The sequence below is a fragment of the bacterium genome, assembly GCA_028820935.1.
Lineage (GTDB): Bacteria > Actinomycetota > Acidimicrobiia > Spongiisociales > Spongiisociaceae > Spongiisocius.
This window is the reverse complement of record JAPPHZ010000029.1, coordinates 112,120-135,303: the sequence shown is the minus strand read 5'-3', so window position 1 is coordinate 135,303 and position 23,184 is coordinate 112,120. Positions and strand designations below refer to the sequence as shown.

Annotated in this window: 21 protein-coding genes; 5 read left to right on the top strand and 16 right to left on the bottom strand. The window is 67.0% G+C overall.

What is annotated here, in order from left to right; genetic code table 11:
- Nucleotides 1-46: 46 nt before the first annotated feature.
- The 10 genes from OXM57_06735 to OXM57_06690 form a co-directional block, all read right to left on the bottom strand.
- Nucleotides 47-1,297, bottom strand: a complete 1,251-nt coding sequence (locus OXM57_06735) for an MFS transporter (protein MDE0352370.1) — start codon at nt 1,295-1,297, stop codon at nt 47-49.
- A 46-nt stretch (nt 1,298-1,343) separates the two neighbouring features.
- Nucleotides 1,344-2,426 (bottom strand): 3-isopropylmalate dehydrogenase, encoded by a 1,083-nt coding sequence (locus OXM57_06730; GenBank protein MDE0352369.1) that lies wholly within the window; start codon nt 2,424-2,426, stop codon nt 1,344-1,346.
- Nucleotides 2,427-2,534: 108 nt separating this feature from the next.
- Complete coding sequence (locus OXM57_06725) at nt 2,535-3,800, bottom strand: M20 family metallopeptidase (GenBank protein MDE0352368.1); 1,266 nt, start codon at nt 3,798-3,800, stop codon at nt 2,535-2,537.
- Nucleotides 3,797-5,260: a M81 family metallopeptidase gene (locus OXM57_06720; protein MDE0352367.1), complete on the bottom strand. Its 1,464-nt coding sequence runs from the start codon at nt 5,258-5,260 to the stop codon at nt 3,797-3,799. Before OXM57_06720 ends, OXM57_06725 begins: the two co-directional genes overlap by 4 nt.
- 15 nt (nt 5,261-5,275) lie before the next feature.
- The gene (locus OXM57_06715) at nt 5,276-6,286 is read right to left on the bottom strand and encodes a Gfo/Idh/MocA family oxidoreductase (protein ID MDE0352366.1); all 1,011 of its coding nucleotides are present in this window, start codon (nt 6,284-6,286) and stop codon (nt 5,276-5,278) included.
- Complete coding sequence (locus tag OXM57_06710) at nt 6,283-7,050, bottom strand: MBL fold metallo-hydrolase (protein ID MDE0352365.1); 768 nt, start codon at nt 7,048-7,050, stop codon at nt 6,283-6,285. The genes OXM57_06715 and OXM57_06710 overlap by 4 nt, the downstream gene beginning before the upstream one ends.
- A gap of 46 nt (nt 7,051-7,096) precedes the next feature.
- Nucleotides 7,097-7,939, bottom strand: a complete 843-nt coding sequence (locus OXM57_06705; protein MDE0352364.1) for a carbohydrate ABC transporter permease — start codon at nt 7,937-7,939, stop codon at nt 7,097-7,099.
- Nucleotides 7,940-7,941: 2 nt separating this feature from the next.
- Entirely contained in the window at nt 7,942-8,793 is an 852-nt protein-coding gene (locus OXM57_06700; protein MDE0352363.1) for a sugar ABC transporter permease, read from the bottom strand.
- A 96-nt stretch (nt 8,794-8,889) separates the two neighbouring features.
- Nucleotides 8,890-10,260 carry an extracellular solute-binding protein gene (locus OXM57_06695; protein MDE0352362.1) on the bottom strand — a complete coding sequence of 457 codons (1,371 nt, stop codon included), beginning with the start codon at nt 10,258-10,260 and terminating at the stop codon, nt 8,890-8,892.
- A gap of 169 nt (nt 10,261-10,429) precedes the next feature.
- Entirely contained in the window at nt 10,430-11,617 is a 1,188-nt protein-coding gene (locus OXM57_06690) for a hypothetical protein (protein MDE0352361.1), read from the bottom strand.
- A 526-nt stretch (nt 11,618-12,143) separates the two neighbouring features.
- Between OXM57_06690 and OXM57_06685 the strand changes: the two genes are divergently transcribed.
- From OXM57_06685 to OXM57_06675, 3 genes are all read left to right on the top strand, one after another.
- The gene (locus tag OXM57_06685) at nt 12,144-13,298 is read left to right on the top strand and encodes a TlpA disulfide reductase family protein (GenBank protein MDE0352360.1); all 1,155 of its coding nucleotides are present in this window, start codon (nt 12,144-12,146) and stop codon (nt 13,296-13,298) included.
- A 123-nt stretch (nt 13,299-13,421) separates the two neighbouring features.
- Nucleotides 13,422-13,679, top strand: coding sequence for a ribbon-helix-helix domain-containing protein (locus OXM57_06680; GenBank protein ID MDE0352359.1), 258 nt, complete (start codon nt 13,422-13,424; stop codon nt 13,677-13,679).
- Nucleotides 13,676-14,113: a type II toxin-antitoxin system VapC family toxin gene (locus OXM57_06675; protein ID MDE0352358.1), complete on the top strand. Its 438-nt coding sequence runs from the start codon at nt 13,676-13,678 to the stop codon at nt 14,111-14,113. Before OXM57_06680 ends, OXM57_06675 begins: the two co-directional genes overlap by 4 nt.
- A 59-nt stretch (nt 14,114-14,172) precedes the next feature.
- On the opposite strand, the gene pucD is transcribed toward OXM57_06675, so the two are convergent.
- From pucD to OXM57_06655, 4 genes are read right to left on the bottom strand one after another with little or no spacing between them, the layout of a single operon-like run.
- Entirely contained in the window at nt 14,173-16,521 is a 2,349-nt protein-coding gene (pucD, locus tag OXM57_06670; protein MDE0352357.1) for a xanthine dehydrogenase subunit D, read from the bottom strand.
- On the bottom strand, nt 16,521-17,516 hold the full coding sequence (locus tag OXM57_06665) for a GTP-binding protein (protein ID MDE0352356.1): 996 nt from the start codon (nt 17,514-17,516) through the stop codon (nt 16,521-16,523). Before OXM57_06665 ends, pucD begins: the two co-directional genes overlap by 1 nt.
- On the bottom strand, nt 17,513-17,983 hold the full coding sequence (locus tag OXM57_06660) for a (2Fe-2S)-binding protein (protein MDE0352355.1): 471 nt from the start codon (nt 17,981-17,983) through the stop codon (nt 17,513-17,515). Before OXM57_06660 ends, OXM57_06665 begins: the two co-directional genes overlap by 4 nt.
- The gene (locus OXM57_06655) at nt 17,973-18,854 is read right to left on the bottom strand and encodes an FAD binding domain-containing protein (GenBank protein ID MDE0352354.1); all 882 of its coding nucleotides are present in this window, start codon (nt 18,852-18,854) and stop codon (nt 17,973-17,975) included. The genes OXM57_06660 and OXM57_06655 overlap by 11 nt, the downstream gene beginning before the upstream one ends.
- A 228-nt stretch (nt 18,855-19,082) precedes the next feature.
- On the opposite strand from OXM57_06655, the gene OXM57_06650 reads away from it, so the two are divergent.
- A complete protein-coding gene (locus OXM57_06650; protein ID MDE0352353.1) occupies nt 19,083-19,718 on the top strand; it encodes a cation transporter in 636 nt (211 codons plus the stop codon).
- 249 nt (nt 19,719-19,967) lie between these two features.
- Here OXM57_06650 and arsM read toward each other — a convergent pair whose 3' ends face one another.
- On the bottom strand, nt 19,968-20,711 hold the full coding sequence (arsM, locus tag OXM57_06645) for an arsenite methyltransferase (GenBank protein ID MDE0352352.1): 744 nt from the start codon (nt 20,709-20,711) through the stop codon (nt 19,968-19,970).
- A 143-nt stretch (nt 20,712-20,854) separates the two neighbouring features.
- Between arsM and OXM57_06640 the strand changes: the two genes are divergently transcribed.
- Entirely contained in the window at nt 20,855-21,409 is a 555-nt protein-coding gene (locus tag OXM57_06640) for a TetR/AcrR family transcriptional regulator (GenBank protein ID MDE0352351.1), read from the top strand.
- Nucleotides 21,410-21,467: 58 nt separating this feature from the next.
- Here the strand turns inward: OXM57_06640 and OXM57_06635 are convergent, their stop codons facing one another.
- The gene (locus OXM57_06635; GenBank protein MDE0352350.1) at nt 21,468-23,102 is read right to left on the bottom strand and encodes a DUF885 family protein; all 1,635 of its coding nucleotides are present in this window, start codon (nt 23,100-23,102) and stop codon (nt 21,468-21,470) included.
- Nucleotides 23,103-23,184: the final 82 nt, after the last annotated feature.

Genomic DNA, 23,184 nt, shown 5'->3' with positions numbered 1-23,184 from the left:
CGGAGAGCGGAGGAATCTCGGACCGGCTTGGCGTCGGTATGAGAGTTCAGGTTGTGAGCGCGGTGCGGAGGCGGGGAACGGCCAGGGCTAGAGCCAGGATGAGCAACATCGGTAGGGCGGCAGTCAGGCTCAGCCAGCTGTATCCGACGGTGCCCATCAGCACACCCGAGGCGACGCTTCCCAACATGACCATCGTCCACGCGGCCGAGTCGGCCCATCCCTCGACGACTTGGCGGACACCGGGAGGAGCGGAGGTGAAGAGCATGGAGCTGCTGGCGAGGAAGGAGCAGTTCCAACCCAGTCCGAGCACGAACAAGCCCGCGGCCAGGGCGAAGAGTCCGTCCTGGGCTGCGGTACCCGCCAGAAGGAGCGCAACCGCCGTGAGGCTCATACCCATCCCCAGCATGGGAAGGCGCCCCAGCCGGTCGACCAGCTTGCCTACCACGGGGGCTAGGGCGAACATCCCCACCGCGTGGATCGAGAGCACTATGCCCACCGCGTCGATGCCGTAGCCGGCGTCCTCGATGCGAAGGGGGGTCGCGGTCATCACCAGGACCATGGCGCCCTGGGCCGACAGCAGGGCCAGGATGGAAATCTGGACGGCCGGAAGGCGCAGGGCAGCACCCACCGATCCGCCATGCTCGGGACGGATTGCAGGAGTCACCGCCACCCGGGAAGGATCGGGGCGCAACCCGACCCAGAAGATCATCCCGGACAGTAGAAAGGCGACTGTGGCCAGCAGGAAAGCCCCGCCGTACGGAGTCCCCAACCAATCCTCCGCCAAGCGACCGGCCCAGTCCACTAGGTTGGCGCCGATCACCGACCCGATGGTCGCCGACCACACCAGGAGGCCCATCGCTTTTCCGCGCTCGGATTCCTCGGCCAACTCGGCGGCAACGTACCGGGCGAGATGGATAGCGCCGACGCCCGCTCCCATCAGGATCGCGCCTCCCACCAGCACCCAGTACCAACCTGCCACCACCCCCACCAACTCCAACGCCGCCCCGAAGGCGGAGACGGGCGGGCCGGCAACCATGATGAACCGGCGACCGTAGCGAGTGCTCAGCCGTCCCAACACGTTGGTTCCCAGCGCCTGACCCAGGGCGCCGGCCGCAAGCGGCAGACCCGCCATCATGGTGGATCCACTCAGGGAACGGGCCGCCACGGTCGCCACGGCGAGGGTCGCGACAAAGGCGAGCCAGGCCACGGCCGCCCCCGAGAACAGAACGTAGGCCAGACGGCGGCGCACGGCGGAGAGTTCGGAGCGGGTCTCCCGGCTCGACGCTGACCTCGTCATGCGTGATTCAGGGCGCCTGTCCGGGCCGCGGGGTCGGATGCGGATGTCAGCGGATTCGCTCCGCGATGGCCGCTCCGACTTCGTCGGTGCTGTTGGTGCCGCCCATGTCCCGGGTACCGACCTCCCCCTCCGCCAGCACATCTGTGATCGCGGCGCCTACGGCATCGGCCGCGCGGTGCTCGCCCAGATGGTCCAGCATCATGCGAACCGCTTCGATCGACGCGATGGGGTTCACGCGCCGCTGACCCGTGTACTTGGGCGCCGAGCCGTGGATCGGTTCGAACATCGACGGGAACCTTCGCTCGGGGTCGATGTTCCCACCTGCCGCGAAGCCCATGCCCCCCTGGAGCATGGCCCCGAGGTCCGTGATGATGTCGCCGAACAGGTTGGAGGCCACCACCACGTCGAACCATTCCGGGTTCTTCACCATCCACATCGAAAGGGCGTCCACCAGCGCCATGTCCGTCTCGACATCCGGATAACCGGCCGCCACCTCGTCGAACACCCTATCCCAGAACACCATCGAGTAGTTGAGTGCGTTGGACTTGGTGCAGTTGGTAACCCGCCCCACCGGCGCCTCGGCGCCCAGCTTGGACCGCCGGCGAGCCAGATCGAACGAGTAGCGCATGACCCGCTCGCATCCCTTGTGGGTGAAGACCGCGGTCTGTAACGCCACCGCGTCCGGCGTGCCGGCCTTGAACACCCCGCCCTGCGCCGCGTACTCGCCCTCGGTGTTCTCCCGCACCACCACCATGTCCAAGGTCTCGGGCGTGGCGGTCCGGATCGGTGTGCTTACCCCCGGGTAGAGGCGGATCGGGCGCAGGTTGACGTACTGGTCGAACCCCCGCCGTATCCCCAGTATCAACTCCAGCGAAAGGTGGTCGGCCACCTTCGACACGTCGCCCACCGACCCCAGGAAGATCGTGTCGAACCCCGACAAGGTGTCCAGGTAATCGTCGGGCATCATCTTGCCGTCGGCCAGATACCGGTCGCAACCCCAGTCGAACCACTCCGTCTCCACGCCGAAGTCATGGGACCGCGCCGCCGCCCGCAGAGACCGCTCCGCCTCCTCCGACACCTCCGGACCCACACCATCCGCCGGAATCACCGCTACTCGATACACACCCAAGACCCCTCACTCGCGATACCCGCGGCACCGTACACCGCATGACAGTCCGGCTCAAACCGTCGGCCGATCAGTGGCCAGTGGAAGCCAGTATCAGCTAGCAACTAACAACTAGGAACTAGCTAGAAAGCGCAGGGCGGCAAGGGCGTAGATACGGGCGGCCTGGTTGACGCCGTACATGGCCAGGCGTTCGTTGGGGGCGTGCGCCCGTGGCACCAGACCGGGTCCGAAGGCGGCCACCGTGGGGATGCCGGCGATGCCCTGGAAGCTGAGCGCGTCGGTGGCGCCCGGGAAGACAGCCGGTTCCACACGCCTGCCGAGCACGCGGCGGGAGGCGTGCTGGAGGGCGGTCACAGCCGGGTGCTCGGACGGGATCTCGGTGGCCTCGCTGCAGCCCACCATCTTCAGCGTGGCGTCGAGGCGAGGATTCTCGGCCATGGCCCGGTCCAGGAAGCCCTCCAGGTCGGCTGTGATGCTCTCCTCGGTCATGCCCGGCACCAGCCGGATGTCCGAGGAGAACCGGGCGTTGCCCGGGTACACCCCGTAGAAGACCCCTCCTTCGACCATCACCCCGATGCTCACGGTCGGCCGCGTGCCATCGAGGGGGTGGGGCCGGTAGGTGAGGCGGTCGAGCAGTTCCTCATGCATCTTGGCGATCAGCCAGGCCATCTCCACGGTGGCATTGACCGGGTCGAAGCGGTCGGACACGCTGGAATGCATCTGGGTTCCCACCACCTCGATGTCGAAGAGGGCGGACCCCCGGGAGACGACCCCGATGCTCTCCCATTCCCTGGTCACGCCGCACGGCTCGCCGATGATGGCGGCGTCAGCCTCCAGGTGACCCTGCTCGGCGAGCCACTTCGAGCCCAGGGCCGAACCCCCCTCCTCGTCCGCGGTAAGGACCAGGTCCAGTTCTCCGGACCAGCCGCCGACCCGGGCCAGCGCCGCTCCGGCGTAGACCATGGCGGCGAGGGCGGCCTTCATGTCTCCCGATCCCAGGCCGTGAAGGACACCGCCGAAGACGGCCACGTCGTACGGATAGACCCGCCAGCGGGACAGGTCGCCCGGGGGCTTGGTGTCAAGGTGACCGGACAGGATCAGGGTCTTGCCGGGGCCGTGGCCGGGAATGCGAACCATCAGGTTGGGGCGGGAGGGCTCGGCGCTCAGCACGGTGATTTCCCGGACCCCTAGCTCCGCCAGCTTCTCCCGGACCAGATCGGCAACTGCGCGTTCGTCGCCGGGTGGCGTGGGGCTGGGGGTGGCGATGAGGCGGCGGGCGAAGGCCAGCTGCTCGTCCGCGGTGGCCTTGAGGAAGGCCACCACCTCCTGTTCGGCGAACGCCGGAGCGCTCCTGGTACCCGATGCCGAGTCCGTCACATCGCCGCCCGGTCGTGCGGGTACAGGGGTCTCGGCGCGTGCCTGAAGTCCAGTTTCTCCAGCCTGGGGGTGCTCGGACCGGGGAGGTCGAGGGTGACGGCCTCCGGCGCCGATCCGGGGAAGTTGGCCCGGTAGTCGCTGCAGGACCGCACGATCAGAACATCCGCCAGATCAGGCTCCAGCCCGGCATGCCGCCAGGTGGCGGGATCGGCGGTGATCGAAGGGGCCGAACTGACGAGCAGGTGATGGTTACCGGTGGCGATGACCGCCCAGTCGCCCATCGACGCCTCCCTGCCTGTGAAGGACCGGCCGGTGAGCCGGTAGGCGCCCGAACCGGCCGCGGTGACAACGCCTTCAACCTCGACTGGAACCACAGATTCCTCGAAAGCGCCCCCCACCACGATTCGGACCCGCTCTCCCACCTCGCTGTGGCACCGGTGGGAGGCCTCGGGATCGAGGACCGAGTGGAGCACGACCAGATCGGGGGCGTGGCGGGCCGCCTCGGTCACCATCACGGGGTCGTCCCCCGGCGACCCGGCGGTCGGGCAGTCAGCTGTATGGGCCATAACGAAGGGGCGGCTGTCCGATTCCCGGACCGCCCGGAAGGCGTCCTCGGGAGTCATAAGGCGGGGCGTGGTCATCCGGTCGCGCCTGCGCCACACCTCCTCGGCGAGCTGCTCGGCCAGCAAGCCGGCGCCCGCCAGGTCGCCGTCGGTGACCACCAGCACGCCCAGACCGAGTTCGGGAACATCGAGCCAGGGTTGGACCGGGAACAACGACACGTCCAGGACGGCGCCCTCGGTTCGGTAGTCGGCCAGGCTTCGAACCTCCGACATGGGCCCGATATCGGTTCGCATGCCCTCCGCCGGGACCAGCATGGGCCGCTTGGCCAGGGCTATGGCCGGCACTACCTCGCCCGGGACGGTCTTGACCACCAGGCGGGCGATCCGCTCACCCGTCGAAGCCATGTCGACATGCGGCTCGGTGTGGTACCCGACCATGATGTCGGCGAGCTCGACCATCCGTTCCGTCACGTTGGCGTGGAGGTCCAGGCAGACCCCGAGCGGAACGGACCCGATCCGGCGGCGCGCCACCTCGATCAAGGCCGCGTCGGCGTCGAAGATCGATCCCGCCACCATCGCACCGTGGAGTGAGAGCACCAGCCCGTCGAGCGGCAGGGCTCGGGCCAGCGCGCGGTCGAGCAGCCCGGCAACGTACTCGAACGTGTCGTCCGTCACCCGACCCGATGGAAGCGCCCACGCCGCCAGCAGCGGGGCCACCTCGGCGCCCAGCGCTTCGAGCCCGGCTACCGCTCCGGCGAACTCCGTGTTGGTTCCGGCCAGGGTCCGGAGCGCGTCCTCGCCCGCCAGGATGGTGTAGTCCTCCCGGACGGTCGGCTTGGGACTGAAGGTGTTGGTCTCCTGGACCAGGGACGCCACCCCGATGCGGGGACCCGCCACGTGTCTATCCCGCGATCAGCCCGGTGGCGTGAGCGACACCGGCTGGTTCGACTCCGCCGAGCGCTTGGCCGCGTCCACGATGGCGTGGGCGTTACGGGCCATAGCAAGCGTCACCTCCGGAGGACGACCATCCAGCACCGCCCGGATGAAGTGATCCAGCGAGCCTGCCAGATCGCCACTCACCTGGTCGCGGCTCACCGGCCAATGGGTCAGGTCGGGATGTGTGAAGCCCTCGCGGTCCACTATCGCCAGGCCGTGATTCGATCCGTCCACGAACACCCCTCCCCCGGTCCCGACCAACTGGAGGGACGCGTCCAGCAGCGCCGGGATGGTGGGCGGTAGCACCCAGCTGATCTCGAGCGAGCCGATGACCCCGTTCTCGAACCGCACCAGGACCATGGCCGCGTCATCGTGGCCGTACGGGGCCGACCGGCGGGAGATGGTCTCCGCATAAACCCTGGTAACCGGGGAATCCGCCAGCCAGGCCATCACGTCCAGGTCATGGATGCCGGTGGAGATCAGGAGATCGGTCCAGACACCGTAGATGTCGGCGCCCAGGGACGAACCGCGCCGGCGCGCGAAGATGGTGTGGACATCACCCATGCGCCCTGAGGCGACCGCCGCCTTGGCCTCCGAGTAGCGAGGATCGAAGCGCAGGATGAAGTTGACCATCGTCAACACCCCGGTCTTCTCGAGATCCGTGATCAGGCGGTCCGCGCCGGCCAGCGAGGGCGCCAAGGGCTTCTCCAGCAACAGGTGCTTTCCGGCCCTCGCCAGTTCCATGGCGATCGGATAGCGATGGTGCTCCGGCACGGAGACGGACGCGGCGGAGAGATCGCATCGCTCCAGCAGGTCGGCGACATCGGTGAACCAGGGCACGCCGAGCTGCTCCCCCACCGTGCGGGCCGCCTCCGCGTTGGCGTCTACCACCCCCACCAGCTCGGCCAGCGGATGCTCGGCATAGATGCGGGCGTGGAGCGAGCCGATCATCCCCGTCCCGACAACCGCGGCGCGCAGCCGGTTCACGACAGAGCTCCGGCCGGAGCGAAGACCCGGTCGTGGCCGGGCATCACCCGGGTGGGCGCCAACGACTGGAGCCGGTCGAGGCTGGCGTTCAGCCCCCGGAGTTGGTCGTCGGTATACCAGTGCGAGAAGGCCCGCTCCGAGTACTCGCGGCGGGTCATGACCGTGTCACCGGCCACCAGCACCCGCTCCCCCGACTCCGACTCGGCCATCACGCTGATGTGACCCGGCGTGTGGCCCGGGGTCGAGATCGCCACCAGGCCGGGCATGATCTCCAGCTCGCCGCCGCGCGGCACCTCGATCAGATCTCCCATGACCGCCAGCCGCCGCTCGGTCTCCTCCGGCCCGTAGATCTCCTCGCAGAAGTCCACCTCGCCCTGGCCCATCACCAGATCGGCGCCCGGAATCCGGAAGGCGCTGCCCATATGGTCGTGGTGGCAGTGGGTGCAAACCACGTAGTCGATATCGGCAGGGGTGACCCCGAAACGGGCCAGGCCGATACCGAGTTGGCCGTAGAAACCGGTGTGATGGTTGCCCGGGTCCACCAAGACGGTCTTCGGGCCCCGGACCAGCACGGTCGTGGACACCGGCAGGAAGCCCAGGTTGGAGTCGAACAGGCTGGACTCGGCCGGGTCGATGCCCATCATCCGCTCCATGCGGTCCAGCACCGCGTCGGTGTCGGCCGCGAAGTGGTACACCACCTCGTCGTCCAGCAGGCTGAACCTCAGCACCACCGGCTGTATAACCACGTCTATCTGGTTCGGCATCTACCCTGCCTCCCTTCGTTCGGATCGGACCGGCCGGACCGGCGTCTCATCGTTCCACACCCGCGGTGATGACCTCGGTGATGTTCCGCTGGAAGAAGGCCGTGATGAGGATCACCGGCAGAGCGGTCATCACGGTGGCCGCCGCCAGCTGGCCGATCTCGATATCCATCGTAGAGCGGAACAGGCCCAGCGTGACGGTGAGCATCGACAGGTGGGACGTGAAGAGCAGCGGGGTCAGGAACTCCACCCAGGCCAGGACGAACCCCAGGAGCAACCCGGCGAAGATACCGGGTCTGAGCAGCGGCAGGACGATGCGGAAGATCAGCTGGGGCAGGCCGGCGCCGTCGATCAGGGCCATCTCCTCCACCGAGACCGGGATGGCCCGGACGAACGAACCCATGATCCAGACCATGAACGGGAGCGTGAAGGCGACGTAGGGCAAAACCAGGCCGACGTAGGTATCGCGCAGGCCCAGCTGCACCACCGTGATGAAGAGCGGCATGATGAAGAGCAGCGTGGGCAACACGTAGATGGCCGCGAAACCGCCCAGGATCAGGCGGCGGCCCGGAACACGCATGCGGTTTAGGGCGTATGCAGCGGGCACCGCGATGGCCACAGTCACCACGGCGGTCGCGATCGCCACGATCAGGCTGTTGATCATCGACTCGGCGACCGGAACGCCGGAGGAGGCGGAGAAGATCCGGGTGTAGTGCTCGGTGGTGATGTAGGTGGGGATGAACGCCACGTCAGCCGAGCGGATGTCACGCTCGGTCTGGGTGCTGGTCAGGATTATCCCGTAGAGCGGGAACGCCATCACGATGAGCACCACCGCCGCCCCGACGTAGGTCATAGCCCGGCGGACGGCTCGGGCCGGAGCGGTGACGACCATGGTCACGCCCCCGCCAGCCTTCGGGCACGGAGCAGCATCCAGCCCAGCCCGGCGATGGCCAGCACAGTCAGCGCCGAGAGAAGATAGGCCGTCGCCGCGGCACTCCCGAAGTCGAACTGCTCGAAGCCTTGACGGTAGACCAGGAAGTTCAGGGTGGTAGTGGCCCGGCTGGGTCCTCCCCTGGTGAGAACGAAGATGGTGTCGAACACCTTCATCGCCCAGACGAACAGGAAGATCACCACCGGTATGACGACCGGGAGCATGAGCGGCAGCGTTATGTGCCGCAGCGTCCGCCACGATCCAGCGCCATCGATGGCGGCGGCCTCCTTGACGGTTCGGGGGACGATCTGGAGGCCGGCCAGCAGGAAGATGGTGGCGAAGGGAATCCAGCGCCACACCTCGGCGATCAACACCGAATGCAGGGCAATGGTCTGCCCACCGAGCCAGATGATGTCCCCCTCCCCGCCGAACGCTCTGATCAGCCCGTTGAGAAAGCCGAACTCGGCGTGGAACATCTGCACCCAGAGCACCCCGGAGGCCACCGGCGGGACCGCCCAGGGCAGGAGCACGGTCACCCGGACCAGGCCCCGTCCCAGGAACGTCTTGTTGAGCAGGAGGGCGATGGCGAACGAAAGGACCACCGTGACCAGGCAGAGCATCACCCCGAAGTAGAGGGTCGTCCAGGTGGACTCCCAGAACGCCCCGCTCCCGAGCTGGTTGAAGAAGTTGTCGAGGCCGGTAAACCGGACGATCCGGAACCGGGGGGAAAGGTCGATGTCCGACAGGCTGTATGCGACCGTGGTGATGGCCGGGTAGGCGTACACGCCGGCCACGAGCAACACCGCCGGGGCCACCAGGGCAATTGCTGCCCGGCGACCCCGGCGATTTCCTGTCCGGATTGTTTCCTCCGCCCGGACTTCTCCAGTCATGTCGTGAGGAGGAGCGAGAGTCTACTCCTCGTCCTGCCTCCGGGCCGCGTTGGCGGCTGCGGCCGCGTCGTCCAGCGCCTGCTTGGGAGACTTGTTGCCGGCCAGTACCTCATGGATCTCGTCGGCCAGCATCTGGGTCCAGCGGGGACGATCCTCGGACCACCCGCCGTCCACCGGATACTCGTATGCCTTGGCAAGAGCCGGGTAGAACGGGAAGGCCTCCACGATGTCCGGCTCCTGCAGCACGCCCGAGTAGATGGATCCCCATCCGCCCATGGCCACGACCCGCTGGCCTTCGCGGGAAGTGATGAACTCGAGCAGGCGCCAAGCCTCGTCCTTGTTCTCGGCGTAAACCGGCACGCCGAAGAACTCGGATCCGTCCACCGAACCGCTGGTGACCACCGCCGGGTTGGGGGCGAAGGCGCTGTGACCTGCGATCTGCGAGGCCTCCGGAATGGCCGCAACTCCCGCCACGAACGGCCAGGAGATGAACATGCCCCGAGTGCCCTCGAAGAACCCAGGAGTGGCGTCGAACACCCACGTATAGGTGGTGACGGCCGGATCGACCACCTGGTGGGTATGCAAGAGGTCGTAGAGCTTCTGCAGAGCCTCCACACCTTCCTCGGAATTCCAGTTGGGCTGTTGCTCCTCGTCCAGGAAGCTACCGCCATGCATGTTGAGCATCCCACCCCACGTCCAGAGGACATGGGCACCGGCCCAGGCGTCCGTGTAGCCGTAGTACTGGGTGCCGTCCCGCTCGCCGGTCATGGCCTTGGCGTACTCCACGAAGGTATCCCAGGAATTGGGAGTGGCATGCCAGTTGGTCGGAGCATCCGGATCGAGACCCGCCTGCTCCATCATCTGCTTGTTCCAATGGAGGAGCTGGCTTCCCATGGTCCAGGGCGCCGCCAGGGTATTGTCACCCAGTTCGACCGCTCCCAGACCCCGAGTCAGGAGGTCGGACTCGGTCCGGACGTTGTCGTCCATGAAGATGCTGGCGTTGGTCAGCCAGCCTCGCGTGCCCAGCTCGGCTCCGAGCTCGGCGGTGACGAAGACCGCGTCCCACGGGGAGCTCTGCGCCAGGAAGGAGGTGGTGAGCTTGCTCCGGAGGTCGGGTGTGGTGACCTCCTCGATGGTGGGAGCGAACCCCACCGAAGCCTGGTGCTGCTCGAGCAGAGCCTTGACCGGATCCATGTGGGTTCCGATCAGGACGCCCAACGAGCCGGTGAAGTCGGTACCGGGCTCGGCGCCCTCATCGATCGGATCACCCCCACCGCAGGCGGCCACTAACGCGGACAGGCCTCCCATGGCGGCGAAGGCCATAAGCGCGGAGCCTCCGCCAAGAAACTGGCGGCGGGTGAATTCGTGGGGGCGGTTGGACTTCGGTACCAAAAGCGACCTCCTTCGATCGGTCAAAGCTTCGAGCTCGTTCTGCCCGCTTCAGAAAAAATAGCCCATTGCGGCGGGCCGCGCCAAAGTTTTGGGCCCAAGGAAGGATCGGCCGGCTCGCCGGGAGGGCCGCTTCTCCCGGACCGGGAGGCTGCCGCGGGTAACGGGCCGCTCAGGATCCGGAGTCGCCGAGACAGGCACTCGCGATATCGTCGGAGATCGTGACGCTGTCCGCGCTCAGGTCGAGCCCATGGTCCTGAAGGCAGGCAATCTGGTCTTCGCTGACCTCGAAACCGGGTCCGAGTGTCTCTTCAGGAACGGCGCCGGCGCCGAAGTCGGTTTCCCCCTCGCCAGCCGCGAGTTCGGCGAGAGCCGCCGCGGCCACGCCTAGGCGGCCGTCCGGATCGTGCTCGGCCCAGGCCGCGGCTACGAGGTGGTCGCGGTCGCCTAGAGGAGCGATGCGCTGTGCCAGCAACTGGGCAGGTGCATCACCATCCCCGAGCCGTTCAGCAACCTCGGCGCCGGCCACACCGATGCGCTCGAGCAGAGCCAGCACGGTGGCGCCGCTGCTGTAGAAACGTCCGAACCCGAAGAACGACTTGACGTTGCCCAGCACCGCCCCAGGGTCGCCGATGCTCTCATCGAGGTAGCCGAGTTCGCTGGTGTGGTTGGTGGAGGCGTAGGTGTTCCCGATTGCGTCGCCCATCCGGTGCTCGATCCATCGGGCCGACCCCTCCATACGTTCCTGCTCCTCATCGAGTGCAACCCTGGGATCCCGCTCGTGCCGGGCGGCACGTACCGCCGCGAACTGGCGGCCCAGCCGCTCGGTTTCCGCCACCGTGCGTGCCTGGTAGGCAGCGACCAGTATCCGGTTCTCGAGCAGGACCAACTCGAGGTTCTCCGCCCCGAAGTCGTATCCCTCGACGTCCTGGACGGCTGCGCCGGGGGCCCAGTTGTCGAACTGGTACCGGTGGAACCCCTCGTGGGCGACCATCGCCACGAACCCCGGCGCGTCCGGCTCGCGGCCCGGCTCTCCCCGCTGGGCTACCAACACGTACGTCTGGACGCCGCCTATGTCCGCGAAGAAGTCGAACGGCGCCAGAGAGAGCAGCCTCTCCGGGTCGGCCGGCTCCCCGACGACCGCCACCCGGTGGCCGTCCACCTCAACATCGAGGATCGCCTCCCCCAGAGCGTCCGGACTCGGGTGGTTGAAAGCCACCACAGCCTCGATCCTCCCGCCGACGTCGACCGAGACCAACACGGTCGGGATGTCGCCAAGGTCGTAACCCGGCCACGCGCCACCCGACTCCGACACCGCGGACAGCCAACTGTCGACGAGGGAACGCGCGTTTGCCGACACGCTGTCGAGACCCGTCTCGACAACCGGGGCCGGCGCGGTCGAAACCGCGGTCGTTCCGGCCGAGGTCCCGGAGGCGAGGGTCGACTCGACTGAAGCCCCCGACGTCGACGGATCATCCCCTGGCCCACACGCCGCAACGAATACGGACGCCAAGGCCGCGCCCAACAAGCCCAGACCGACTCGACCCACCCTCACCGACCGCGTCTCTTCCCTGCTGACCGCACGATTCATCCCCTCTATGAGAGTCACCCCCTCGGCACTCCCGAGCGGGTCCGCACGGTACCAATGGGGCTGCCCCGACCCGAATAGGAGGGCATCCGATCACCCTCGCAACCTGGCGCAGTCCGTCCCTGGCACACCCACCGTCGGGAACGAAGGGCGCGTCTCCAATCCGTGGCGGTTCGTGATGGCCGGCCATGGCCCAATGGCCTTCGTCGCCGGCGAGCACTACCGTCAGGTACTACTCGAGCCTGACGCACGGCGAAGCACCCACCTGGCCGGCCGAATCGGCTCTCGCGGAGCAAGCATGATCATCCTCGCAAACGGCAAGACGAACCAGGTCACGCGGCGGACCGATCCCGCTGGGGCCCTATGGGTGCGGATGGACGAACTCCCTCGCGCCACCGGCTGGCAGATGAAGCCTCAAGGCGCCTGCCTGGGCGATTTGTGCGTGCCGCTGCCGGCGGGCAAGCGCGAGGAGTGGATCGCGGACGCCGACGACTGGGTCTGGTTCTGCTACTCGGAGTTCGCGGACATGATCGGCCAGAAGTACGCGCATGACGGCGACGTGTGGAGCCTCGGCTCGGTGCCCGAGGTCCGGCGCGCCGGGCTGGAGAGCGCTATCGCCCCCGACTTCGAGGTGACCGAGCGGAACGGCGACACGTTAAGGCTCTCGGACCTGCGCGGCCACAAGGTGGTGCTGTTCACCTGGTCATCCTGGTGAGGGTGCCGCTTCAGCCTGCCGGACTGGCAGGATCTGTACGAATCCATCGGGTCGGACCGGTTCGAGTTGATCAGCGTGGCTCAGGACTCCGGAGGCGCCACAGCTGTCGACAAGTGGTTTGAACGAGCCTCCCCGACCTACCGGTGCGTCGTCGACCCGACCCACCAGATCAGTTCGCTGTTCGGCTGGGTGAGCGTGCCGTCGGCCGCGTGGATAGACGAAGAGGGACGCATCGTTCGCAGCAACGAAGGGACGTACCCGGCCGAGACGACGATCAGATTCGGCCTCGGCAAGGTTCGCGTGGGCGACGACGCATTTGCCGAGGCGACTCGCGACTGGATCGAGAAGGGAGCCGACAGCCGCCACGTCTGGTCGAGCCAGGAACTCGCCGAGCAGCTCAAGCCCGTCGACGACAACTTGCGCCTGGCAGAAGCGACGTTCAGGCTGGCGCTTCACTTCGAGTCGGTGGGCGACAGCCAGCGTGCTTGGCGGTACTTCGCCGCGGCGCAGCATCTGGCGCCCGACAACTGGAACTACCTGCGGCAGGGCTGGACCCACAAGGGAACGATCTATGCCTCCCTGAAGGTGCTGAGGCGGACGAGCTACCTGCGTAAGAACTCCGGCAAGAGCTACTACGACCCCATGGGCTTGCCCGGTGAGGACCATCGCCGGTTCACCGAACCCGAGTGGCTATGGACCCCGGCCGCCCGCCGGATCAAGCAACTGCTCCGCCGCTAGAGAAGCCTGGACTCAGAGTCCAAGTCCCCGAACCGGAGCCGGGTCTAGCGGTGAATGGAGGGCATCCGGCTTCACCCTATCTAACATCATAGCATCATTCGATAATGATGCTATGATGTCTGCATGCGTACGACTCTGACTCTTGATGACGATCTGGCTGATGCCCTCAAGGAACAAGCCCAGCGCACAGACCAGCCGTTCAAGAAGGTGGTCAACGACACCTTGAGACGGGGCCTGTCCCCCGCGCTCGTCGAGACCGCGCCGCGCTACCTTGTCGATCCCCACCCGAGCGGGTTCAGGCCCGGCGTCGATCCGATGCGACTCAACCAACTCAACGACTCGCTCGAGGTCGGCGGATTCCCCGGCCCGCAGGCGCAGTGATCGTCCCAGACCTAAACCTGCTCGTGTACGCCCACGCCGCCGGCGCGCCGCTGCACCAGCCGGCACGCCGGTGGTGGGAGGACTTGGTGAACGGAACCGAGCGAGTAGGGGTTCCTTGGCTCGTGGCGACAGGGTTCGTGCGGCTGCTTACCCATCCCGCGGTGCTGCGCGACCCGGCGGCACCAGAGCACGCGGCCGACCTCGTGGCCGAGTGGTTCCGCTCATCCAGCGTCACGCCGTTGAATCCGGGCACTCAGCACCTCGCCATCTTCCGCAACTTGCTGGCCGCCGTCGGCGTGGGCGGGAACCTCGTCACCGACGCCCACATCGCCGCACTGGCCATCGAACACCAAGCCCAGGTCCACTCCAACGACGGTGACTTCGCCCGCTTCCCAGGACTGCGATGGCACAACCCGCTCCTAGATGTCGGCTAACCCCAATTCTTCGCGGATAGGGGCTTGTAGAGACTCGCGACAACGTAGGTCGCATCGACCTATTCTCCCCGAGAGCCATCGCCTTGGAGAGAGGCGATCAGATCGGTCGGCCGGACGGGGACTCGCGGGAGGTCGAGGCCGGTGGCGTCGCGCAGGGCGTTGACGATGGCCGGGGTGGAGGACAGCGTGGGGGGCTCCCCTACCCCGTTGAGCCCGTAGGGGGAGTCGGGATGGGGGAACTCGAAGAGCCGGACGTTCATGGGAGGCATGTCAAGGATGGTGGGGATCAGGTAGTCGGTGAACGAGGCGTTCTTCACGAGGCCGTCCTCGACCTGAACCTCCTCCAGCAGGGCGAGGCCGAGACCCTGGGCAGAACCGCCTTCGATCTGTCCCTCGACGGCCTGGGGGTTGATGGCCTTCCCCACATCCTGGGCGGTGGCCAGCTCGACCAACCGGACCAGACCCAACTCGGTGTCCACATCGACCACCGCCCGGTGGGCGGCGTAGGCGAAGGCGATGTGGGCATTGCCCTGGCCCCGCACGTCATCGATGGGTTCGGTAGGCCGGTGGTGGTACACGAAGGTGTGCTCGATCGAGTCATCGCCCAGGAGGTCGGCGAGACTGACGAGGGCCTCCCCCTTGCCGGGAACCGTGATTCCATGGGGTGTGAGGGCAAGATCTCCCGGAGAGCAACCGAGGCGTCGGGCGGCCCGTTCCAGGATCCGATCCCGCACGCCGTGACAGGCACCTTGGACCGCTCCGCCGGTCATCCAGGTCTGGCGGGAGGCCGCCGACGAGCCGGCGTCCCCGATGTCCGTGTCAGCGGGCCGGACGGTGACCGAGTCGATCCCCAACTCGGTCCGCACGATCTGGGCCTGCACCGCCACGATGCCCTGCCCGCACTCAGAGGCGGCGCTGTAGACCTCCGCCACCGGCCGGCCACCCGCTACCGAGACCGACACCCGGGCGGTGGAGATGTCGTCCACGCCTCCGGAGAAGCCGATCGCCTTCATCCCGAGGGCGTAGCCGACCCCCCGGACCACCGCCTCCCCATGAGTGGTGTTGCCCACCCCGCCGGGCAGGCGCCTCAGGTCCTCCCCTGCCGCAGGGCGCTCGGGGGGCAGCGGAAGGCGGCGCAGGTGTCCCAGGAGCTCGCGAGTGGGGGTGGGACCGTCAACCTCCTGCCCGGTGGGTAGGAGGTCTCCCTCCTGTATGGCATTGCGGACCCTCAGGTCGACCGGATCCATGTCCAGTTCCCCGGCGAGGCGATCCATGGCCGATTCGATGGCGTAACAGGCCTGCACCGCCCCGAAGCCGCGCATGGCCCCCCGGGGAGGGTTGTTGGTGTAGACGGCGTAACCGTCGATCTCCACATGGTCGACCTTGTAGGCGCCGGCGGCGAAGTAGGAGGCGTTGGCTATGACGATCTGCGAGGTGGACGTGTAGGCGCCGCCGTCCAGCAGGAGCCTCACTGTGGAGTAGACCAGGGTTCCGTCCCGGCGGGCGCCCAGTTCGACCCGGATACGGGAGGGGTGCCGATGGACATGGCCGACGAACGACTCCGCCCGGTCATAGGACATCTTGACGGGGCGGCCCATCCGCAGCGCCAGCATGCAGGCATGGATATGCACCGACAGGTCCTCCCTGCCTCCGAAGGCCCCGCCGACCCCGCTCAGGGTCAGTCGTACCCGGCTCGGATCCAGCCCGAGAGCTGCTGCCACCTGGCGCCGGTCGTCGTGGATCCACTGCGCCGCCACGTACAGGTCGATACCGCCGCTGCCGTCGGGCACCGCCAGACCGGCTTCCGGGCCCAGGAAGGCCGGATCCTGGACCCCTGAGGTGTACTCCCGTCGCACCACCACCTCCGCCCGTGACCTGGCGGTGGCAACGTCCCCGTGGCGGATGCGTACATGGCGCGCCACGTTCCCGCCCGGGTCGATCGGATCTCCGGCACCCGACAGCGCGGACTCCGGGTCGGTCAGCGGTGCCTGCACCTCGTAGTCGACGCGGACGGCCTCGACCGCCCGGCGGGCTGTTTCGGGATGGTCGGCGGCCACGATCGCCACCGGCTCGCCCACATACCGGACTTCGTGGGCGGCCAGCACAGGCTGGTCCGCCACCTTGATGCCGTAGAAACGGTGCCCCGGAACATCCTCGGCGGTCAGCACGGTGGCAACCCCCCGGATCGTCAGGGCCTGGGAGACATCGATACCCATGATGCGGGCCCTCGGGTGCGGACTCCTCACCGTGGCGCCCCACAGCATGCCGTCGATGTGGAGGTCCGAGGCGTAGGCGAAGCGGCCCAGCACCTTGAGCGGCGCGTCGGGCCGCGGGGGTGACGCGCCGACCCCGCGGGCGTGGGTCTTGCGGTCACGAACCTTCGTGTCCAGTTGCTGGTGGGGCCTCATCACGCGCGGCAGCCCTCCAGCCCGGACCGCAGCATCCGGCCATCGAGATCACGGCCGATGAAGACCAGCCGGCTGCTCCGGTTGCCCGACCATCGCCCGCCCGGATAGATCTCGAACAGCCGGTGGACCCCTTGGAGGATGGTCTGGCGCGGCTGCCCAGCCACGGCGAGGATGCCCTTGATGCGGTAGATGTCGGCGGATCGCGCCCCGGTGAGAGCCTCCAGCCACTCCCTCAGCCTGGCCCCGTCCAACTCGCCGTGGACCTCGATACTGATGGCCTCCACGCCCGGATCCCGGGAGTGGACGTAGGTGTCCTCGAGGAACCCGCCGCCTGTCGACACCGGCGATCCACCGAAGGCCTCGATCCCGAGAATCTCATCCGGGTCCACCCTGGAGTAGCACGATCTGATAACCGGGGCGGTGTTGTTGAGTCCGCTGATCCGAGCCTCCGTCTTCCGCAGGGCATCGGGCCCGACGAGATCCGTCTTGTTGAGCACGATGCGGTCGGCGCACAGGATCTGGTCCACCACCCGGCTGTCGGGCCGGTCCGGGCCGAACGCGTCCAGATGGGCGTCCACGTGCTTGGCGTCGACCATGGTCACGATCCCGTCGACTCCTATGCGATCGGCCAGGCCTTCGACGAAGAGCGCCTGGGTGACCGGCACCGGATCGGCAACGCCGCTGGTCTCGATGACCACGTAGTCGGGCGGCTCGGGGCGGGCCAGCAGCTTACGGATCATGGCGGCCAGATCGTTGCGAACCGACAGCGTGCAGCAGACACACCCGTTGGCCATCTCGATTATCTCCTCTTCGGAGGAGACGATGAGATCTCCGTCGATTCCGATCTCGCCCATCTCGTTCACTATCACCGCGATGCGCCGACCGTGGTCCGTGGAGAGAAGGTGGTTGACGAGGGTGGTCTTCCCGGCGCCCAGGAAGCCGGTCAGGACGGTGACGCTCGGGCCGGGCCGGGATTGGACGGACGCCGAACTCATCCGGCCGCCGTCTCCGTCGCAGCCAGCCGGACGGCGGAGACGATCTTCTCGTAGCCGGTGCACCGGCAGAGGTTGCCGGCCAGGGCCTCACGTATCTCGTCGTCGGAGGGATCGGAGTTGGCATCGAGCAGGCAGTGGGTGGCGACGACCAGCCCGGGCGTGCAGAAGCCGCACTGGACCGCTCCCTCGGACACGTATGCCTGCTGGATTGGATGGAGCGTCTCCCCGTCCGATAGACCCTCCACCGTCACCACCTCCGCGCCATCCGCCTGGCCGGCCGACACCAGGCACGCGCAGACGAGGTCACCGTTCAGGTATACAGAACATGAGCCGCACTCACCCTGCTCGCAAGCGTCCTTGGAACCCCTCAGACCGAGGTGCTCCCTCAGGACGTACAGCAGGCTCTCCCCGGCCCGGACGTTCTCGGCCGTGCGGCTCCTGCCGTTCACCGTCAGCTCAATGAGCACGGGTTCCACCCGTCGCCAGGGCCGACCAGGCCCAGCGGAGGGTCCGCCCTGCCATGACACGCAGTGCGTGAACGCGGTACCCGGCCGGGCCGCGCACGTCGTCGATCGGCCGGGCGGCGGCCGCCGCCCGCTCCGCGAAGCCGTCCACGATCCTGTCGGGAAGCTTGCGATGGTCCTCCCAATACCCCCCAAGAGCGAGTTCCCGATCCAGGTAGGCCCCGGCATCTACGGCCTCGATCGGGGTGGGGGCCGCTGAACCGATCCCGGTCCCGACATGGCGGCCCGGCACGTCGAACGCGAGGGCGAAGGAGACCACCGCGATCACCATCGCGTTGCGGGTTCCCACCTTGGAGAACTGCTGAGGGCCTCGGGCCCTCGGCACCAGGACGGCCCTGATCAGCTCGTCCGGCTCCAGCACGTTCTGCTTGGGACCGGTGAAGAACCGCCCGACCGGGACATCTCGGATCCCCCGTATCGACTCGACCCGGACCGTCGCGCCCGTGGCCAGCAACGGCGGGTGGGCATCCCCGGCGGGAGAGGCGGTGGCCAGGTTCCCCGCGATGGTCCCGCGGTTGCGGATCTGGGGCGAACCGACCGTCCGGGAGGCAATGGCCAGGGCGGGAAGATCACCACCCAGGTGCTCCAGCACATCCGTGTAGGTGACGCTTGCGCCGAGTTCGACCGTACCGTTGCTCCAGCTCCATCCCTTGAGCACCTCGAGATGGGAAAGGTCCAGCAGGCATGACGGCCGCCGACCCGCGAATTTGATCTCGACCATGAGATCGGTGCCGCCGTTGATCGGAACCGCGGCGGGGTTCTCCGTCTTCAGCGCTATCGCATCCTGCCAGGTGCGGGGTCGAAGGTAATCCACTCCCGGTTTCTCTCGCGGCAGCCACCGATGCTAGATGATTGGTTTCTAGTCGCTAGTTGCCGGTTGCTAGTTATTGTTTGTTCGTTGTTAGTTGTTAATGTAAATGCTGTCACACTTACTGATCACGACTGGTCACCAACCGGGGCCGCACTCGACACTCAAAGGCGGCCGGTCAGGCTTGGCTGGTCCGCATAGACTTGGGGCCAGGTCGATCACGGACGGGGTGACATGACCGCCGAGCGGCTGAACGGCGAACGCAAGAGCCTGCTCGGGCGAGCCGTGCGGCTCGAATGGCTGACCGTGGGCTGGAACGCGGTGGAAGGGGTCATCGCCGTGGCGGCGGCACTGGCCGCCGGCAGCGTGGCTCTGCTCGGATTCGGGATCGACAGCTTCGTCGAGACCGTCTCCGGAGTGGTGATCCTCTGGCGACTCGGCGCCGAGCGGCGCGCCAAGGATGCAGCACGCATCGACCGGGTCGAAGGTATCGCCCGCAGAGGGGTGGCCCTCAGCCTCTGGTTGCTGGCCCTCTACGTGGCTGCGGACGCCACCGTTGCCCTAGCCTCCGGAGAACGACCCTCCTCCTCGGTTGTCGGTGTGGCTTTGCTCGTGCTGTCGATCGCCGTGATGAAGTGGTTGGCCAACGCCAAACGAGCCGTAGCTCTTGCCCTGCACAGCCACGCCATGGAGGCCGACGCCGCCCAGACCGACTTCTGCTGGAAGCTGTCGGTTGTGGCACTGATCGGACTGGTCGCCAACGCCGTGCTCGGCTGGTGGTGGGCCGATCCGCTGGCGGCCTTCGGCCTGGCCGGGCTGATAGGCATCGAGGCCAAGCGGACCTGGAGGATCGGATTAGCGTGCTGTTGACCCGGCCCATCCAACTCCTGTGGTAAGACCGCCAGGACGTGGATCACGAGAGGTAGGCAACAGGGACTCGGAGAAGAGTTCTCTTCACGGCGGTCACGAACGTATCCCGCCCCCCGGCTCCACCGCTAGCTGTGGCACCTAACGTCACATGACAGCGATAGGATGACTCCTTCCCAATGACACCTCCTGTGAAGGCCGTTACGAGTCGTTGGTCGAGGTGGAAAGGATTGTGTTGCGCGAGTCTGCGGTTCAGGGAAGACGGGCCCGGATCATGGCGGAGTGGACCCCCACGACGGCTATGGAGTTCGCTGTGTCCGCCATCTGGTGGGTGGATGTGATTTCTACGTCGATCAGGCCTGCCGACTCCAAACCCTGCCGGTACTCGGTGAATGAGGGCGCCCCGGCGATACAGCCGACCCATGAGCCCCGCTCCTGACGCTGCTCTGGAGTCAGGGCATCGTCGGCCACCACGTCGGTCACACCTACCCGCCCGCCGGGACGGAGCACTCTGGCTATCTCCGCGAATACGGCCCTCTTGTCTTCGGACAGGTTGATCACGCAGTTGGAGATGACCACATCGACGGATGCGTCGGGCAGCGGGATTTCCTCCATGTAGCCCTTGAGAAACGCAACGTTGCTCACCCCCGCCTCTGCGGCATTGGCTCGCGCCAGGTCCAGCATCTCATCGGTCATGTCCAATCCGTAGGCGAACCCGGCCGGACCTACCCTCCGGGCCGACAGGAGCACGTCGATGCCTCCGCCCGATCCGAGGTCCAGCACGACCTCGCCAGGGTTTAGTTCGGCCACCGCCACCGGGTTTCCGCAACCGAGGGATCCTTCGGCCGCGGCCACCGGAAGCTCGTCGATGTCGGAAGGCGCGTAGAGGCTGGACGCGAGTTCGAACTCCGGCTCGGTCTCGGCCACCCGGGTCATGGTGGCCCGGGCGGCGTTGGCGTAGCTCTGCCGTACCTGTTCGCGGATGCTCTCGGTCATGATGTTCCTCCCGAGCCGGCAACCTACGGTACCTGCTTCGACCGAGACACACAGTCTGCGGACCCTTCTCTCCCGCCGCCCGTGGATGCCTGCATCGGATCATCGGACCGGGCCGGGGCGACTACACAGCTATCTTCTGACCAATGATCAACAGAGGCAAAGTAGTCGGCGCGGCGGCGGAGTTGTCGGCTGCTGAAGGATTCGAGGCGGTGACGGTGGAGCGGCTCGCGGAGGAACTGGAGGTTCCTGCGACTGCGGTCGCCGAGCACTTCCCTACCGACGAGCTAATCCAGCAGTCGATCGTCTGGGCGGGCGCCGACGTGTTCAAGAGAGCCGTGTCCGAGCCGGCGGAGGCCGCTCCCCCGGGAATCGAACGGCTCAGGGCCCTTCTCTCCCACTGGGTCGACTACGCGGAGAGCGACGCCTACCGGGGCGGTTTCGTCGGCGGGGCCGCCGGCCTGCCGGATCACATCAGGGACCTGATCGCCGAGATCGCCCGATCATGGATCGAGACGCTGGCCGAGCATGCGCGCCTGGCGGTGGAACAGAGGGACCTGCCGCCCGGAACGGATCCGCACCAGGTCGCCTTCGAGGTTCACGGGCTGGTGCAGGAGGCAAACTGGACCTTCGGCGTGCTAGGCGATCACAACGCCTACAACCGCGCCAGAACCGGCATCCGGAACCGCGTCGGCCCCTAACTCCGATTCATCGACCGTTGTGACAATGGGTGGCTACCGGCACCTGACAGGGCACCCATCATCCGGCCCGGTCGATGGCCTCGATGTCGCTCGGGTCGTCCAGCATCTCCCAGCGGAGCAGCGAGATGGGAACGTTGCCGTTGCTCCACAGGTGGTCGTGGAACCATCGCAGGCTGAACTCGGCCCCCAGTTTCTTCTTGGCATCGCCCAGCAGGCGGATTATCTCGAGCTTGCCGACCATGTAGGCCATCGCCAGCCCCGGGTTGGAGACGTACATCGACGTCTCCTCTAGAGCGGTCTGGGGATCGACCGGGATCAGCTCCTCGAACATCTTCATCCCCTCCTCGAGGGTGATGGCCCCGGTGGCCAGACTCACGTCCACCACCGTCCGCAAGCTACGGAGTCGCTTGAAGTTCTGGGTCACCAGCCTCGACCAGGGAGCGTCGTCAAACAGGCCGGCCTGGAGCATCAACGCCTCGTTGTAGTGGGCCAGGCCCTCATTGCTGATCGAGTCGTAGTAACGCCGGCGCATGGGATTGGGGTTAGCCCACGATAAGGCCAGCTGCTTGTAGTGGACGCCCTCATGCATGATGCCCAACCGGGGGTCCCGGGCGTTGGCCTCGTAGAAGTACGACAGGGGCCGGTTGGGGTCCCATACGTAGGTGTACGCATCCTCGTCAAGGCGTCTGTCCGAGGTGAGGTCGTTGGCCACACCCAGCCAGTTGAGAGGCTGCACGTACTCCGGCAAGGGCGCGGTGAGGTAGCGGCGGAGCGAATCGGGCTGGGTCAGGAGGTTCTCGTTCTCGTAGAACTCCCGGACCGCCTGCTCATCCCGGGCCTGTTGCTCGCACTGGGCCTCGGCGGTCGGGAAACGGTCAGGCACCGGCGTGTCGCCGTAGCGGTTGCGTTCCACCTCCTCCCAGGCGTAGTTGTAGTAGAGCTCCCGCTGGGCCAGCAGCACCATCTCCTCGGGCTGGAGGGGGAGGAGCGCCACGTTGCGCAGGTACCACATGAAGTGGTCGCGCCCCACGGGCTCCGGGGCAGCCATCCCGTCCTGATGCTCCCGCAGCCACTCGCGGAACGACACCAGGTGCCCGGTGGCCTGGGCGCCGGCCTCGGCGAGGGAGCTCCGACGGGATGCATCGAAGAACCCGCTCACCTCTTCGATCGACTTGGGCAGGGCGGTATCGATCGCTCGAAGCAGGCGGACGGCCGACCCGGCCAGAGCAGAAGTGCCCGCTCGGGCCAGGTTCTCGAGAGCGACTTCGAGCTGGGGACCCACCATGTGGAGTTTGTGGATAATGCCTTCCTGGCGGTCGCTGTCGAACGGCGGCGGGCAGAGTAGCGAGTCGTAATAGGTGCCGAGCGCCTGGTGGACCTGCATGACCGCATCCCGTTCCCAGGAGCGCAGGATCCTGGTCTCCCACTCCACCCGGGAGATGGCGGAACCGATGAGCCGGTAGTCGACCTGGGTGGGAACCGGCTCGCCCGACACGTCGAGGTCCTCCCATCGCTGCCGGAATTCGGCGGCCTTGTCCAGCCGGTGGCGGGCCGCATCCTCATCGAACTGCGGGATCCAGTCGGGCACCAGCTCCAGGCGCGGAACATCGTCGGGGCTCCGGTATCCGGAGACGACTCTCCAGTCCCAGAACTCGGCCCCCAGATCCTGCACCGCCTGGTTCTTATCACTCATGTGGTTCCCCTTCCGGATCCGTGTGTCTCCGAATAGACCAGCCCGTCATTCCGGCGTGGCTGTTAGCGAACATATTGCAACT

Bases quoted from the DNA above. Each gene is read 5' to 3' on its own strand.
- OXM57_06640 (MDE0352351.1), top strand. From the start codon at position 20,855: ATGATCAACAGAGGCAAAGTAGTCGGCGCGGCGGCGGAGTTGTCGGCT.
- OXM57_06665 (MDE0352356.1), bottom strand. From the start codon at position 17,516: ATGAGTTCGGCGTCCGTCCAATCCCGGCCCGGCCCGAGCGTCACCGTC.
- pucD (MDE0352357.1), bottom strand. From the start codon at position 16,521: ATGAGGCCCCACCAGCAACTGGACACGAAGGTTCGTGACCGCAAGACC.
- OXM57_06650 (MDE0352353.1), top strand. From the start codon at position 19,083: ATGACCGCCGAGCGGCTGAACGGCGAACGCAAGAGCCTGCTCGGGCGA.
- OXM57_06635 (MDE0352350.1), bottom strand. From the start codon at position 23,102: ATGAGTGATAAGAACCAGGCGGTGCAGGATCTGGGGGCCGAGTTCTGG.
- OXM57_06735 (MDE0352370.1), bottom strand. From the start codon at position 1,297: ATGACGAGGTCAGCGTCGAGCCGGGAGACCCGCTCCGAACTCTCCGCC.
- OXM57_06680 (MDE0352359.1), top strand. From the start codon at position 13,422: ATGCGTACGACTCTGACTCTTGATGACGATCTGGCTGATGCCCTCAAG.
- OXM57_06710 (MDE0352365.1), bottom strand. From the start codon at position 7,050: ATGCCGAACCAGATAGACGTGGTTATACAGCCGGTGGTGCTGAGGTTC.
- OXM57_06705 (MDE0352364.1), bottom strand. From the start codon at position 7,939: ATGGTCGTCACCGCTCCGGCCCGAGCCGTCCGCCGGGCTATGACCTAC.
- arsM (MDE0352352.1), bottom strand. From the start codon at position 20,711: ATGACCGAGAGCATCCGCGAACAGGTACGGCAGAGCTACGCCAACGCC.